This is a genomic window from Bacillus sp. ZY-1-1 (assembly GCF_003047165.1).
GTDB lineage: Bacteria > Bacillota > Bacilli > Bacillales > Bacillaceae > Bacillus > Bacillus velezensis.
In genome coordinates, this window is record NZ_CP027061.1 from 787,896 (window position 1) to 801,344 (window position 13,449).

Annotated in this window: 16 protein-coding genes; 10 read left to right on the forward strand and 6 right to left on the reverse strand. The window is 47.1% G+C overall.

Going from position 1 to position 13,449, the window contains the following annotated elements:
- Positions 1-12: 12 nt before the first annotated feature.
- Positions 13-759 carry an acetoacetate decarboxylase gene (locus tag C5I45_RS04080; RefSeq protein ID WP_025853875.1) on the reverse strand — a complete coding sequence of 249 codons (747 nt, stop codon included), beginning with the start codon at positions 757-759 and terminating at the stop codon, positions 13-15.
- 126 nt (positions 760-885) lie between these two features.
- Here C5I45_RS04080 and C5I45_RS04085 point away from each other — a divergent pair, with 126 nt between their 5' ends.
- A complete protein-coding gene (locus C5I45_RS04085) occupies positions 886-1,773 on the forward strand; it encodes a LysR family transcriptional regulator (protein ID WP_025853876.1) in 888 nt (295 codons plus the stop codon).
- A gap of 107 nt (positions 1,774-1,880) precedes the next feature.
- Here the strand turns inward: C5I45_RS04085 and C5I45_RS04090 are convergent, their stop codons facing one another.
- From C5I45_RS04090 to C5I45_RS04105, 4 genes are all read right to left on the reverse strand, one after another.
- Complete coding sequence (locus C5I45_RS04090; protein ID WP_007410079.1) at positions 1,881-3,476, reverse strand: MDR family MFS transporter; 1,596 nt, start codon at positions 3,474-3,476, stop codon at positions 1,881-1,883.
- 19 nt (positions 3,477-3,495) lie between these two features.
- Positions 3,496-3,957, reverse strand: a complete 462-nt coding sequence (locus C5I45_RS04095) for a MarR family winged helix-turn-helix transcriptional regulator (RefSeq protein WP_003151828.1) — start codon at positions 3,955-3,957, stop codon at positions 3,496-3,498.
- 138 nt (positions 3,958-4,095) lie between these two features.
- Complete coding sequence (locus C5I45_RS04100) at positions 4,096-4,428, reverse strand: spore coat protein (RefSeq protein WP_003151830.1); 333 nt, start codon at positions 4,426-4,428, stop codon at positions 4,096-4,098.
- Positions 4,429-4,439: 11 nt separating this feature from the next.
- On the reverse strand, positions 4,440-4,697 hold the full coding sequence (locus C5I45_RS04105; protein WP_015387741.1) for a hypothetical protein: 258 nt from the start codon (positions 4,695-4,697) through the stop codon (positions 4,440-4,442).
- An 89-nt stretch (positions 4,698-4,786) separates the two neighbouring features.
- Between C5I45_RS04105 and C5I45_RS04110 the strand changes: the two genes are divergently transcribed.
- Entirely contained in the window at positions 4,787-5,695 is a 909-nt protein-coding gene (locus C5I45_RS04110) for a proline dehydrogenase family protein (RefSeq protein WP_025853877.1), read from the forward strand.
- A 29-nt stretch (positions 5,696-5,724) separates the two neighbouring features.
- On the opposite strand, the gene C5I45_RS04115 is transcribed toward C5I45_RS04110, so the two are convergent.
- Complete coding sequence (locus C5I45_RS04115; RefSeq protein WP_003151836.1) at positions 5,725-5,865, reverse strand: YuzL family protein; 141 nt, start codon at positions 5,863-5,865, stop codon at positions 5,725-5,727.
- 190 nt (positions 5,866-6,055) lie between these two features.
- On the opposite strand from C5I45_RS04115, the gene C5I45_RS04120 reads away from it, so the two are divergent.
- From C5I45_RS04120 to C5I45_RS04155, 8 genes are all read left to right on the forward strand, one after another.
- Positions 6,056-8,425: a 3-hydroxyacyl-CoA dehydrogenase/enoyl-CoA hydratase family protein gene (locus tag C5I45_RS04120; protein WP_107994247.1), complete on the forward strand. Its 2,370-nt coding sequence runs from the start codon at positions 6,056-6,058 to the stop codon at positions 8,423-8,425.
- A 10-nt stretch (positions 8,426-8,435) separates the two neighbouring features.
- Positions 8,436-9,611 carry an acetyl-CoA C-acetyltransferase gene (locus tag C5I45_RS04125; RefSeq protein ID WP_003151841.1) on the forward strand — a complete coding sequence of 392 codons (1,176 nt, stop codon included), beginning with the start codon at positions 8,436-8,438 and terminating at the stop codon, positions 9,609-9,611.
- Positions 9,612-9,629: 18 nt separating this feature from the next.
- The gene (locus C5I45_RS04130; protein WP_014305769.1) at positions 9,630-11,414 is read left to right on the forward strand and encodes an acyl-CoA dehydrogenase family protein; all 1,785 of its coding nucleotides are present in this window, start codon (positions 9,630-9,632) and stop codon (positions 11,412-11,414) included.
- A gap of 113 nt (positions 11,415-11,527) precedes the next feature.
- A complete protein-coding gene (locus C5I45_RS04135) occupies positions 11,528-11,884 on the forward strand; it encodes an arsenate reductase family protein (RefSeq protein WP_003151843.1) in 357 nt (118 codons plus the stop codon).
- Positions 11,885-11,943: 59 nt separating this feature from the next.
- Complete coding sequence (gene gcvH / locus C5I45_RS04140; protein ID WP_003151844.1) at positions 11,944-12,327, forward strand: glycine cleavage system protein GcvH; 384 nt, start codon at positions 11,944-11,946, stop codon at positions 12,325-12,327.
- A 54-nt stretch (positions 12,328-12,381) separates the two neighbouring features.
- Complete coding sequence (locus C5I45_RS04145) at positions 12,382-12,618, forward strand: YusG family protein (RefSeq protein ID WP_003151845.1); 237 nt, start codon at positions 12,382-12,384, stop codon at positions 12,616-12,618.
- A gap of 69 nt (positions 12,619-12,687) precedes the next feature.
- A complete protein-coding gene (locus C5I45_RS04150; RefSeq protein WP_003151846.1) occupies positions 12,688-13,053 on the forward strand; it encodes a toprim domain-containing protein in 366 nt (121 codons plus the stop codon).
- 2 nt (positions 13,054-13,055) lie between these two features.
- Positions 13,056-13,376, forward strand: a complete 321-nt coding sequence (locus C5I45_RS04155; RefSeq protein ID WP_003151847.1) for a thioredoxin family protein — start codon at positions 13,056-13,058, stop codon at positions 13,374-13,376.
- The last annotated feature ends 73 nt before the right edge of the window (positions 13,377-13,449 follow it).

The following is a 13,449-nucleotide window of genomic DNA, read 5'->3' on the forward strand; positions in this document are numbered from 1 at the left end:
GTAAACGTCTCCTTATTTTTCCTCTAAGTAGTTATAAACCGGCTGTGCTGCATTTAAGGTTAAATCCGTAATAATATGAGATGCTGAAACGACTTCTAATACAGGCAAATCTGCAAGAGGCGCCAGAGCATGTTCAAATAATTGAAGCCGCGCCGGTCCAGACCAGGCACCTTTAACTTCTATATTCGTTATTTGCGTGCGCACCAAATCGCAAACCCTTAAATCACCATTGTAATCAGTAGCAATCTTAACCATAAAATTAGGTCGGCAAATTTCCCTTTTCGCTTTTTCCTTGTCCATTTCGAAATGTTTATATCCCATAGTCGCAGCTGCCACACGAAGACTGCCATAATCTAATGTGCCAACGAGAGTATCAGAGTCTATATACAGCTTAGGGGCGCCCAATTTCTTTGGATATGCAGTAAGTTCCCGTCCGCTTGCAATAGCCGGGAAATTGTCTACATACATAGAATGTACATAATCTCCTTCTTCACCATTAAAGCTGACAGGGACGACTTGTCCCGCCTCTGTATAGGCACCAAGTCCGGAAACATCGGGCATCCGCATCACTTCGAATTGCACTAAAGGTTCAGTAATTTCAAGAGGTTCCGGCACTGCCGCACGCAAAGCTTTTTCATCCGTTCGGTAAATAATATTTAAATATTCACGGTTAACAAATTTATAATTTGGGATAGGATAAGCAGGAGCCGTTAGCGGTGTATTTAAATTTTTTGCTATATCTTTCACATCAATTTTCATTGCATGACACCCTTTCCTTTCCTTTTCTTTAACTATGCTATTATCTTACATCCGCATTTACATTTAATCTAATACATAATAAGGTATATATATATTTATTGAAATAAATAAGGGGGATGCAGACAGATGGAATTGCTGCAGCTAAAATACTTTCAGACAGTTGCCTATACTGAGCATATTTCTAAAGCAGCAGAACAATTAAAGATTGCCCAGCCTTCTTTAAGTCTCACTATAAAAAGACTTGAGAATGAACTGGGAACAGCTTTGTTTGAGAGAAAAGGCAGAAATATTAAGCTGAGTTCATCAGGGAAAATTCTTTTAAAACATGTAAACAGGATTTTTACTGAGATTGAAAATGCACAAACGGAAATTCAATTGGAGGAACATCAAATGTCTGACACCATCAGAATATCTATTTCTAATCCGAGATTCCTTGCAGGACTGATGAGTGAATATATCAACCGCTCCCCTCAATCAAAAATTCTCCAAGCCATCGGAGTTAAAAGCGGGATCCTAACAAGTTTAAAAAAAGGGGACATTGATTTAGGAATAACAGGTCATCCTATTCAAGATGAAGAGATAGAAAGTTGTATGCTGGTAAATGAAGATATTGTTCTGGCTTTGCCCTCAAACCACCGATTTACGGGTAAAACCGAAATTTCTTTACGTCTTGTCGCCGATGAACCATTTATTACCCTTGCTAATAATGAAGAGTATAGCGGTTTTACAGCCTCGCTTTGTGAAAAAGCCGGTTTCACCCCAAATATTGCATTTGAGGCGGATTCTCATTTACTGGCCGAGATTATAAAGCTGGATCAGGGGGTGGCGTTGCTTCCTATTTCGGTTTGCAGAACATTGGGGCTGAATTTTATAAAAGTGACTGATCACTCTGCTTCATATCCAGTCGGCTTATCTTGGATGAAACATAAGCTGTTATCTTCTTCGGTAAGAAATTTTCGTGACTTTATTTTGTCGTACTATAAAGATAACGATGAAATGTTTAAGGTTTATTAAATAATTTTCACCCCCGATTTCCAATGAGGCGGAAGACTGGTCATTCGGAAACGGAGAGGCCCAGATGATATAAAAAAATCCCGCGGCATCCGCGGGATTTTTCTTTGTTAAACGGCTTTCGCCTTTTCTTCTTGTTTGCCTGTCTTTTTGTTTGTCAGCTTAATTGATTTAACAAACAGCGTGAGGATCAATCCGGCAGCGATAAAGGCCAGGCCTGTGAAAAACACGCTGTGAAGCGAATCCATCAGTGACGTTTTCAAAACCGGCACGATATGGGAAGAAAATGCGGCCGGGATCTGCTTAATCGATTCCTGACTGAACAAGGATTGAAGCAGCCCTTCAGGATTTTTGTCAATCATACCTTTAAACTGGGCGGCAAAGGCACTTGCCTGTTTCGGGAGTGAGTCTAAGTAAGGCACCAGTCTGTCGGTTAAAAGGCTTCCTGATCTGGCATTCATGACAGCGCCGAGCACCGTAATGCCGAACGTTCCCCCGATCATCCGGAAAAATTGGCTTGATGAAGTCACAACGCCCAGCTCTTCTTTTGAAAACGTTTCTTGCAGAGCGAGTGTGAGAAGCGGCATGACGAGCCCCATTCCCAGACCGATCACTGCCATATAGCACGTAGCCGCGAGCTTGCTTGTATCCAGCTGTAAGGTCGTTAATAAGAAGAAGCCGACGGCCATGATCAGCATGCCGATCATGATTTGCGGTTTAATACCGATCTTATAAACCAGCTGGCCTCCGATAATACTTGTGATAATCATAGATACCATCATCGGCGTCATAATCGTGCCTGACGCGGTGGCGCTGACTCCGATAATTCCCTGCATAAAGAAAGGAACGAACGTAACGGCGCCGAACATGCCGATACTCATGAAAAACCCGATCAGATTCAGTACGGTAAACGTTCTGTTTTTAAACAGGTACATCGGCAGAATCGGTTCTTTTGCTTTGATTTCAGCGAAAATGAATCCGACAATCCCGGCAAGCGCAAGCGCAAAGAGACCGAGAATCTGCCAAGAGCCCCATGCGTAATCTTTTCCTCCGAAGCTGAGCGCGAGAAGGAGGCTGACGATTCCGACAATCATTGTGAAAATGCCGGCGATGTCAAAGTTAATCGGCCCAGTCTGTTTTCTGCCTTGAAGTCCTCTTGCGATAAAGATCACGGCTAAAATTCCGACAGGCAGGTTGATATAGAAAACCCATTTCCAATTTAATGAGTCAACAATCCAGCCCCCGATTTGCGGGCCGATAACGGAAGCAAGGCCGTAAATCGCTCCGAAAAGCCCTTGGAACTTGGCACGCTGTTTCCCTGTGAACAAATCCCCAATGACGATCATGGCCATCGGCATCATGACACCGCCGCCGATTCCCTGAAGTCCGCGGAAAATAATCAGTTCCGTCATGTTGCTGGCCATTCCGCACAGTGCGGAAGCTCCCATAAAAATCAATAAACCTGACACATAGACGACGCGGCGCCCCAATAAATCTGCAAGTTTCCCCGCAATCGGAACGATCGTCGTCGAAGTTAAAAGATATGCCGTGGTCAGCCACGTCATCATGCTTAATCCCCCGAGGTCACCCACGATTTTAGGAATCGCCGTTCCTACGATGGTGCCGTCAAGGGCTGAGAAAAACATGGCGATGATTAAGCCCGTTATTAATAATGTGCGTTTTGGATCTTTCTTTTCAATGCTCATGTTTCGGCAGCTCCTCTTTCTATTCGTTTTCTTTTTGATCAGCCGCGTATTTCTCGGCGGCTTCCGCTACTTTGCGGATGATGTTCACGGACTGAATCAGTTCATCGTCAGTCAGAACGGACAGGTTACGCGCCAGTATCGCTTTCCGTCCTTCCACAACATCTTCGAATTTTGTTTCGCCTTTTTTGGTGAGGCTGATGTCGATGACGCGTCTGTCCTGCTGGTTATGTTTGCGGACGATAAGTCCTTTTTGTTCGAGGCGGTCTGCCATCAGCGTCACTGCGCTCGGCTTTACCTCCATGCGTTCCGCAATTTCGGAAACTTTGCAGCTCCCGTGTTTTTTCAGGCTGGCTAAAACAAATAATTGGGCAGGCGTCACCTCGTGTTTTGCCATGCTTTCCACCATTTCAGGCTGTATGTTTTGCAGCAGCGTCTGAAGAGATTTCTGGATGTCAGACACATATTGATCCGCGTTTTTCATAACTCCTCCTCATCTTGTTCCTCGAGAAAATAATTAACATTAGTTAAATATAAATAAGGATTAATGATAAGTCAATCTTTTTGTGCAAAAATAAAAAAAGGACTGATGCTTGGCGAAAACATCAAATCCTTTTTCATTTTACTGCTGGTAGGGAGACTGCTGCTGAATGGTCTGCCGGAACTTCTGATACGATTGCTGAAGCTTTTGGGTATCGGCGGCTTCAATGGAATACCAGCCATTTTGAAACATCACATCGTATAATCTTCTTTGCGCTTTTTGTGACTCATCGAAAATCGCCTGAATATCTTGATAAAGAGACTCGTGGCTGAACTCGTGCAGGGCTGTGCAATATGAAGCCGTGATGTATTTTTCCGTCGTCAGCAGCTCATTGACCAAGTCTCTGTCATTCATTTGCGCCGTATTGGGCACGGGCGTTTGCGGATTCGTGATTTTTTGATTTTGCTGTTCCATGTATAGTCCTCCTATTGCATATAGCCTGTTGTTGTCTGTCCGCCTTGACCGGGGTTCAAGCGGCCCAATATGTGCTGATAATGTTTCTCATGCATCCGGCCGATCTGATCAAGCTCTTGTTTTAACGTCTGATTCTGGCAGTGTTCCGCCATAAAATGCGCTTTTTTCATGGCAAGCAGATTCCAGTTCAGCATGTCCTCAAGATACAAATGGTCTTTCGTTGAGATGACGGCAGGCGGCAAGTTTCCGTGCTGCTCTTGGTTGTTCATATAAACGCCTCCTTCAATTCTGTTCTTTTTAGCTTTCTCTGCGATCGGAAATTCATACACGAATAAAAGAAAAAGGAGGGAGTTCATCTTTGCTGCGGAGCATATGTTTATTTTTGTCGAAAAATAAAATGCTTACAAAATTCGCCCAGGCTTACGGAATCCGCTTCGGCGCGGGAAGGTTCGTTGCAGGGGAAACGCTCACGGAAGCTGTGAAAACGGTAAAGCGGCTGAACCAAAAAGGGCTGTCGGCTTCGATTGATTATCTAGGTGAATATGCGGGTTCAGAGAAGGATGCGAAAAAGACGGCGGAAGAATGTAAAAAAGCAATCAGGGCGATTGCCGAGAATCAACTGGATTGTGAGCTGTCGCTGAAATTAACATCCATCGGTCTGGATATTTCCGAGGAACTCGCGGAACAGCATGTCAGAGACATATTGACGGAGGCAAAAGAACGCGGCGTGCCTGTAACGATTGATATGGAGGACTATTCAAGATGCGGCCGTACGCTTGAGCTGTATAAGCGGTGCAAGCCGGATTTTCCGATGCTCGGCACCGTCATTCAGGCTTATTTATACCGCGCAGCTGAAGACATCAGCGGTCTGATGCCATATAAGCCGCGGCTCAGGCTTGTAAAAGGCGCTTATAAAGAATCGGCGGCCGTTGCGTTCCCTGATAAAAAAGCAACCGATCTTCATTTCCAGCAGCTGATTAAGCTGCAGCTTTTGAGCGGCTATGAAACGGCGGTGGCGACACATGATGATGACATCATTTCTTATACGAAAACACTCATCAGCGAGCATCAGATTCCCCGGGAGCAGTTTGAATTCCAAATGCTGTACGGCATCAGAACGGAGCGCCAGAAGGAGCTTGCCGAAGAAGGATACAGGATGAGGGTGTATGTCCCGTACGGAACCGATTGGTACGGGTACCTGATGAGAAGAATTGCCGAGCGCCCGGCAAATGCGGCGTTTGTGCTGAAAGGAATCTTCAAAAAATAACGGCTGCTCCAAAAAGCAGCCGCAGTATGTTATTCCATGTTGTCTTTTTTATATTGCTGATTTTGGCTCGTCCGTTTGCCGCCGCCGTATTTTTGCTTCGGTCCCGCATTTCCTTTCATGCTGGCCGCGCTCACTGCGGCAGAAGACGGATCTTTTCTCCCTCGCACCATTCCCTTCACCTCCGGGTTTAAGTTTCCCGCCCGCGCCATGGAACATGCGGAAGCCGAAAAATTTAAAAAAATTCCATATTTGCTATTGAAGTCATCCTGAAAATCTTTTAAGATGAAAGAAGAAAAGGGTTTCATTTTTTTTGCCGAAAAAATGAATGACTATTCATTCAAAGTTCAAGGGGGATGACTCATGCACAAGTTTATAAAGAAAGCAGCCGTTCTCGGATCAGGCGTCATGGGGTCCGGAATTGCCGCGCACTTGGCTAACATCGGAATTCCCGTCCTGCTGCTTGATATTGTGCCAAACGAGCTGACAAAGGATGAGATGAAAAAAGGGCTGACATTAGAAAGCCCGGAGGTCCGCAGCAGACTGAGCCGATCGGCCATGCAAAAGCTGCTGAAGCAAAAACCGGCGCCGCTGACTTCGGCTGCCAATCTCGACTATATAACGGCGGGGAATTTGGAAGATGACGCAGCTCAATTGAAGGATGCTGATTGGATTATTGAAGTCGTCGTCGAAAACCTTGACGTAAAAAAACAGATTTTCTCACTCGTTGATGAATACCGGAAACCGGGAAGCATCGTGTCGAGCAATACGTCCGGTATCTCCGTCACAAAAATGGCGGAAGGCCGATCTGCCGATTTTAAGGCTCATTTCTTAGGAACCCATTTCTTTAATCCGGCCCGCTACTTGAAGCTTCTGGAAATCATTCCGATTCAGGAGACAGATCCTGACGTGCTGGAGTTTATGACTTCATTTGCAGAAAACACGCTTGGGAAAGGTGTCGTCATCGCAAAAGACACGCCAAACTTTATCGCCAACCGCATCGGTACGTACGGCCTGCTGGTCACGGTAAGAGAAATGCTTTCTTCCGGCTGCCGCATCGGCGAGGTGGACACTGTGACCGGACCTTTGATCGGCAGACCGAAAAGCGCGACCTTCAGAACCCTTGACGTTGTGGGGCTTGATACTTTCGCTCATGTGGCAAAAAACGTATATGATAAAGCCGACGGCGCTGAAAAAGACATGTTTAAGCTTCCTGAATTTATGAATGACATGCTGAAAAACAATTGGCTGGGCAGCAAATCCGGCCAAGGTTTTTACAAAAAAGAAGGTAAAACAATATATGAACTCGATCCACTGACCATGACATACGGTGAGCGCTCGAAAATGAAGACGCCCGCTTTAGAAGCCGCCAAACAGGCAAAGGGTGCCAAAGGAAAAATGAAAGCGCTTGTATATTCCGATGACCGCGCCGGACGCCTGCTTTGGAATATCACATCGCAAACACTCTTATACTCAGCCCGGCTTTTAGGTGAGATCGCTGATGATATAAAAGCGATTGACGACGCCATGAAATGGGGCTTCGGATGGGAGCTCGGACCGTTTGAGATGTGGGATGTCATCGGCGTCAGAAAATCAGCGGAGCGGCTCGAAGAAGAAGGCGCAGCACTCCCCGGCTGGGTGAAAGAAATGCTTGATCAGGGTCATGAAACATTTTATATGAAGGAAAACGGAACACAATTTTATTATTCAGACGGCCAATACAGGGCTGTGAAAGAAAATCCGAAACGGATCAGCCTGCAGACGTTAAAAGAAACAAAAGGCGTTATCACTAAAAACAGCGGCGCAAGTCTGGTTGATCTCGGCGATGATGTCGCGCTGCTGGAATTTCATACGAAAAGCAACGCGATCGGCTTAGACATTATTCAGATGATTGACAATGCGCTTGAGGAAACGGAGCGGAATTATAAAGGTCTTGTCATCGGAAACCAAGGCAGACATTTCTGCGCGGGAGCAAACCTTGCGATGATTTTAATGGAAGCCCAGGATGATAACTTCATGGAAGTCGATTTTGTCATCCGCCGTTTTCAGCAGACGATGCTGAACATCAAATACAGCGCTAAACCCGTTGTAGCGGCGCCATTCGGGATGACACTCGGCGGCGGCACGGAAGTCTGTCTCCCGGCTGCACGCGTTCAGGCGGCGAGCGAATCGTATATGGGTCTCGTTGAAACCGGCGTCGGCCTTATTCCGGGCGGCGGAGGAAACAAAGAGCTGTACATGAATTATTTGGACGGCGGAAGTGAACTCATGGACGCAGCGATTAAAACCTTCGAAACAATCGCGCTTGCCAAGGTGTCCGGTTCGGCACACGAAGCCCGTGACATGAAGATTTTGTCCGCGGCAGACCGTATCAGCATGAATCAGGATCACCTGCTGCACGATGCGAAACAGCTGGCTGCTTCCTTATATGACAGCGGATACCGTCCGCCTGCCCGCAAAAAAGTGAAAGTCACCGGAGAAACCGGCTGTGCGGCATTACTGCTCGGAGCAGACCAAATGAGACGGTCGGGTTATTTATCCGATCACGATATGAAGATTGCGAAGAAGCTGGCCCATGTCATTGCCGGCGGAAGAGTCCCGTTCGGCACGGAGGTTTCAGAAGAATATTTACTCGAGATTGAAAGAGAAGCCTTTTTAAGCCTCGCTGGCGAGGCGAAATCTCAAGCGAGAATGCAGCATATGCTCGTCAAAGGCAAACCTTTACGGAACTAGGAGGGTGTTTATGAGAGAAGCAGTCATTGTGGCCGGTGCGAGAACCCCGGTCGGTAAAGCGAAAAAAGGATCGCTTGCAGCCGTTCGTCCTGATGATTTAGGCGCGCTTTGTGTAAAAGAAACGCTGAAACGGGCAGGCGGCTATGAAGGAAATATCGATGACTTAATTATCGGATGTGCAACACCTGAAGCCGAACAAGGATTAAATATGGCGCGGAATATCGGTGCGCTGGCGGGGCTTCCTCATACGGTGCCGGCCATTACGGTGAACCGCTACTGCTCTTCCGGGCTCCAATCCATCGCTTACGGTGCTGAAAAAATTATGATCGGCGCGGGTGACACCGTCATTGCGGGCGGTGCGGAATCCATGTCGCAAGTTCCGATGATGGGGCATGTGACACGGCCGAATATCGCTTTGGCGGAGCATGCGCCTGAGTATTATATGAGCATGGGGCACACAGCGGAGCAGGTCGCCGAAACGTACGGGGTATCCAGAGAAGACCAGGATGCATTTGCAGTCCGCAGCCATCAGAATGCCGCAAAAGCCCTTAAGGAAGGGAAATTCAATGACGAAATCGTGCCGGTTGAAGTATCGCTGACAGAAGTCGGTGATGACCATAAGCCGCGGAAAAAACAATTTACCTTTTCTCAGGATGAAGGCGTTCGTCCCGGCACGTCGGCTGACGTCTTGGCGAAGCTCCGCCCGGCTTTTTCTAAAACGGGAACCGTGACGGCCGGGAACTCTTCACAAACAAGTGACGGCGCGGCGGCTGTCATGCTGATGGATCGCGAAAAAGCATCGTCGCTCGGATTGGCCCCGCTTGTCAAATTCCGTTCCTTTGCCGTAGGCGGCGTTCCGCCTGAGGTAATGGGAATCGGTCCGATTGAAGCCATTCCGCGGGCGCTCAAGCTTGCCGGACTCGAATTACAGGATATCGGGCTTTTTGAATTGAATGAGGCCTTTGCTTCACAGGCCATTCAAGTCATCAGATCGCTCGGGATAGATGAAGAAAAGGTGAACGTCAACGGAGGCGCCATCGCGCTCGGACATCCGCTCGGCTGCACGGGGACGAAGCTGACCCTGTCACTCATTCATGAAATGAAACGGAGAAACGAGCAATTCGGCGTTGTGACGATGTGCATCGGAGGCGGCATGGGCGCTGCCGGCGTATTTGAACTCATTTAAAAAAAGGGGGAAATGAACATGAAACAGGAAACGGTCAACGTCAAAAAAGGCGGCAGCTTTCTGATTGAAGAGACGGGATATGATCAAATATTCACTCCGGAGGACTTTACAGACGAACATAAAATGATCGGCAAAACGACAGAAGACTATGTCGTCAACGATGTGCTTCCTTATATCGATGAAATTGAAAACCATCAGTTTGAGCATTCGGTCAGACTGCTGAGAAAAGCCGGAGATCTCGGCCTCCTCGGAGCAGACGTGCCTGAAGAGTACGGCGGAATCGGCCTGGATAAAATCAGTTCAGCCTTCATCACGGAAAAGTTTTCACGTGCCGGCAGCTTTTCGCTATCTTACGGCGCTCACGTCGGGATCGGTTCATTGCCGATCGTGTTCTTCGGAACGGAAGAACAGAAAAAAACCTATTTGCCGGACTTGGCTTCAGGACAAAGAATCGCGGCATACGCCTTAACTGAGCCCGGTTCAGGTTCAGATGCCCTCGGCGCGAAAACGACGGCTGTTTTGAATGAAGCGGGCACACACTATATTCTTAACGGAGAAAAGCAATGGATTACAAACTCCGCCTTTGCAGATGTCTTTGTCGTCTACGCTAAAGTGGACGGAGATAAGTTTTCTGCATTTATCGTAGAAAAGAACTATCCGGGCGTATCAACGGGACCGGAAGAGAAAAAAATGGGGATTAAGGGTTCATCGACAAGAACGCTGATTTTAGATCAGGCGGAAGTCCCGAAAGAAAATCTTCTCGGCGAAATCGGAAAAGGCCATGTCATCGCCTTTAATATCCTGAATATCGGGCGCTACAAGCTTGCCGTCGGCACAATCGGCGCTTCAAAACGGGTGATTGAGCTGTCTGCCGCTTATGCAAACCAGCGCCGGCAATTTAAAACGCCGATCTCAAGCTTCACGCTCACTCAGGAAAAGCTTGCGACGATGTCAGCGCGGCTTTACGCCATGGAGAGCTCTGTATACAGAACAGTGGGCTTATTCGAAGATAATATGAGCAGACTGACGGAAGAGGAGCAAAAAGACGGACGCGAAGTCGCGAAGTCCATCGCCGAGTACGCGATTGAATGCTCGCTCAACAAAATGTGCGGTTCTGAAACGCTTGATTACATTGCCGACGAAGGGGTTCAAATTCACGGCGGTTACGGATTTATGCAGGAATATGAAGTGGAGCGCGCCTATCGCGACTCAAGAATCAACAGGATTTTTGAAGGCACAAATGAAATCAACCGCCTGATCGTAACGAGCACGTTTCTGAAAAAAGCCGTAAAAGGTCAGCTGCCGCTCTTTGAAAAAGCAAAAGCGCTCCAAGAAGAACTCATGATGCTGATGCCTGAAGAGCCGGGCTCAGAACCTCTTGAACAGGAAAAATACATTGTCAGACAGGCGAAAAAGATCGCCCTCTTGACAGCGGGTCTCGCGGCGCAGAAATACGGCAAAGAGATTGAAGGCGAGCAGGAAATCATGGTGAACATTGCCGATATTGTCAGCGCGCTGTACGCTTTGGAATCCGCCGTCCTCAGAACGGAAAAAGCAATTGCGGCGGACGGTGCCGAAAAAGCCGCGCAGAAGCTGTTATATACGGAAATCTTTGCCCAGGAAGCCCTTCAGAACATTGAAGCGCACGCCAAAGAATCACTGATCGCCATGGAGGAAGGAGATTCCCTCCGCATGATGCTTTCCGTGCTGCGCAAACTGACGCGCCTGACGCCGAAAAACCTCATTCAGAAAAAACGTGAAGCGGCAGCCGCCGTCTTCCGTGAAGAAAAATATACAGTCTGATTACATGCTGAAAGCGCTCCTTCATCAGGGGCGCTTTTTCATGAAGCAACGTTATAGGTTTTTACAAGTGATTGTGTTAAAATAACGACGATCATTTACAAGGGGTGAAGAAGATGTCGTTAAATTTTTACTGGTACCCTAAATGCGGAACGTGCCGTAATGCGAAAAAATGGCTGGAAGACCGCGGTAAGGAAATAAACGAAATACATATCGCGGAGGAAACTCCGTCGAAAGAAGAAATTAAAGACCTCTATGAAAAGAGCGGTCTTGAGCTCAAAAAGTTTTTCAACACGAGCGGAATGAAATACCGCGAGCTGAACTTAAAGGAAAAACTGTACCATATGTCAGAGGATGAACAGCTCGAACTTCTGGCATCAGACGGTATGCTCCTGAAACGCCCGATTACGACAGACGGCGAAAAAGTCACTGTCGGCTTTAAAGAAGACCAATTCGAAAAATATTGGATGTAATGCCAGGTTCAAAGAATTATGGTATCTTCTTATTATAAGAAAAAAATGGAGGGATTTAGATGAGCACACCGAAAGATATGCGTTATTCCAAAGAGCACGAATGGGTCAAAGTTGAGGACGGAAAAGCCCGTATCGGGATTACACATTTCGCGCAAGCCGAACTTGGCGACATCGTATTTGTCGAGCTTCCGGAAGTCGGCGCCGAAATTAAAGCGGACGAGCCATTCGGCAGCGTGGAATCCGTCAAAACCGTATCCGAACTGTACGCACCGATTAACGGAACGGTGACGGAAGTGAACGAAGACCTTGATGACAGTCCTGAATTCGTAAACGAGTCTCCGTATGAAAAAGCGTGGATGATCGTCGTGGAACCGGCTGATGCTGAAGAAATCGAAAACCTCATGACTTCTGAGCAATATGACGAAATGACACAGGAAGACTGATCGGATAGCAAAGGGGCCATTTGGACACTCTATCTGTAACGGGAGGTGTCTAAAATGGCTTTTGATAAACAAAAGGTCGATGTGACGGAGAACGTCACGGGCCGCTTTCAAAACGGCCGGTTTTCCTTGTTTCATGAAAATGAAGCCATCGGCGAGATGACAGGCATGGACCAGTACGAGCTCAAACAGGGCTTTTCATTTGAAAATCAAAAATTTTATAAAACAGCCGATGTCATAAACGGCAGCGATCCGAAATATGTCGATTGCGATTATGAGAATGGCTGGTGTTAACAGTTGGCGGTGAATTTCACTGCCTTCTTTTTCAATCTGACGCTAAAACAATCGGCAGGTGACGCGCTTATGTACAACGGAGATGAAAAGGTCATTATCGTAGAAGGAAAATCTGATAAAATCAAAGTCAGGGAAGTGCTCATCGAACCCGCGGAAATCGTCTGTACAAACGGGACGATCGGCCAAACCGAACTGGAAGAGTTGGCGGACCGCCTGTTTGACAGAGACGTCTATATTTTAACGGACGCAGATGACTCCGGAGAAAAATTAAGAAAACAGCTGAAACGGGAGCTTCCCGAAGCGCGCCATATTTATATAGACAGAACATACAGGCAAGTCGAGTCGTGCCCGGGCCATCATCTCGCATCTGTGCTGATCAGAGCCGGCTTTGATGCTGACACTGTATTTTTGAAAAAGAACGACCTGAGGTGGTAATCATGAAAGAACTCCAAGAAAATGAACTCGAATCGATTCAGGATGACGTTTATCTCCTGTATTTGTACACCCCGTTTTGCGGCACATGCCAGCTGGCGTCCAAAATGCTTACTGTCGTCGAAGAAATGCTGCCCGGTGCCGCCTTCTATAAAAACAACGTGAATTATTCCCCCGCATTCGCCAAAGCCTATCAGATTGAAAGCGTTCCGTGCTTTTTGCTGTTTAAAGGCGGAGAGCTTGTTGAGAAAGGATACGCCTTCCGCTCCGTTTCCTATTTATATGAGCTGATTAAACAAAAAACATCGCAAACGTTCCCGATGTGACAATATTTACAGGAAAATGTCGTGCGGTTTATAAAGGGTTCTGTCCGTTAAAAAGAGAAAGTGTATGTATGGC

Excerpts from the sequence above, each read along its gene's own strand:
- C5I45_RS04135 (WP_003151843.1), top strand. The coding sequence starts at position 11,528 with ATGTCGTTAAATTTTTACTGGTACCCTAAATGCGGAACGTGCCGTAAT.
- C5I45_RS04115 (WP_003151836.1), bottom strand. The coding sequence starts at position 5,865 with ATGGTGCGAGGGAGAAAAGATCCGTCTTCTGCCGCAGTGAGCGCGGCC.
- C5I45_RS04090 (WP_007410079.1), bottom strand. The coding sequence starts at position 3,476 with ATGAGCATTGAAAAGAAAGATCCAAAACGCACATTATTAATAACGGGC.
- C5I45_RS04120 (WP_107994247.1), top strand. The coding sequence starts at position 6,056 with ATGCACAAGTTTATAAAGAAAGCAGCCGTTCTCGGATCAGGCGTCATG.
- C5I45_RS04105 (WP_015387741.1), bottom strand. The coding sequence starts at position 4,697 with ATGAACAACCAAGAGCAGCACGGAAACTTGCCGCCTGCCGTCATCTCA.
- C5I45_RS04130 (WP_014305769.1), top strand. The coding sequence starts at position 9,630 with ATGAAACAGGAAACGGTCAACGTCAAAAAAGGCGGCAGCTTTCTGATT.
- C5I45_RS04100 (WP_003151830.1), bottom strand. The coding sequence starts at position 4,428 with ATGGAACAGCAAAATCAAAAAATCACGAATCCGCAAACGCCCGTGCCC.
- C5I45_RS04145 (WP_003151845.1), top strand. The coding sequence starts at position 12,382 with ATGGCTTTTGATAAACAAAAGGTCGATGTGACGGAGAACGTCACGGGC.
- C5I45_RS04085 (WP_025853876.1), top strand. The coding sequence starts at position 886 with ATGGAATTGCTGCAGCTAAAATACTTTCAGACAGTTGCCTATACTGAG.
- C5I45_RS04155 (WP_003151847.1), top strand. The coding sequence starts at position 13,056 with ATGAAAGAACTCCAAGAAAATGAACTCGAATCGATTCAGGATGACGTT.
- gcvH (WP_003151844.1), top strand. The coding sequence starts at position 11,944 with ATGAGCACACCGAAAGATATGCGTTATTCCAAAGAGCACGAATGGGTC.
- C5I45_RS04095 (WP_003151828.1), bottom strand. The coding sequence starts at position 3,957 with ATGAAAAACGCGGATCAATATGTGTCTGACATCCAGAAATCTCTTCAG.
- C5I45_RS04080 (WP_025853875.1), bottom strand. The coding sequence starts at position 759 with ATGAAAATTGATGTGAAAGATATAGCAAAAAATTTAAATACACCGCTA.
- C5I45_RS04125 (WP_003151841.1), top strand. The coding sequence starts at position 8,436 with ATGAGAGAAGCAGTCATTGTGGCCGGTGCGAGAACCCCGGTCGGTAAA.
- C5I45_RS04150 (WP_003151846.1), top strand. The coding sequence starts at position 12,688 with ATGTACAACGGAGATGAAAAGGTCATTATCGTAGAAGGAAAATCTGAT.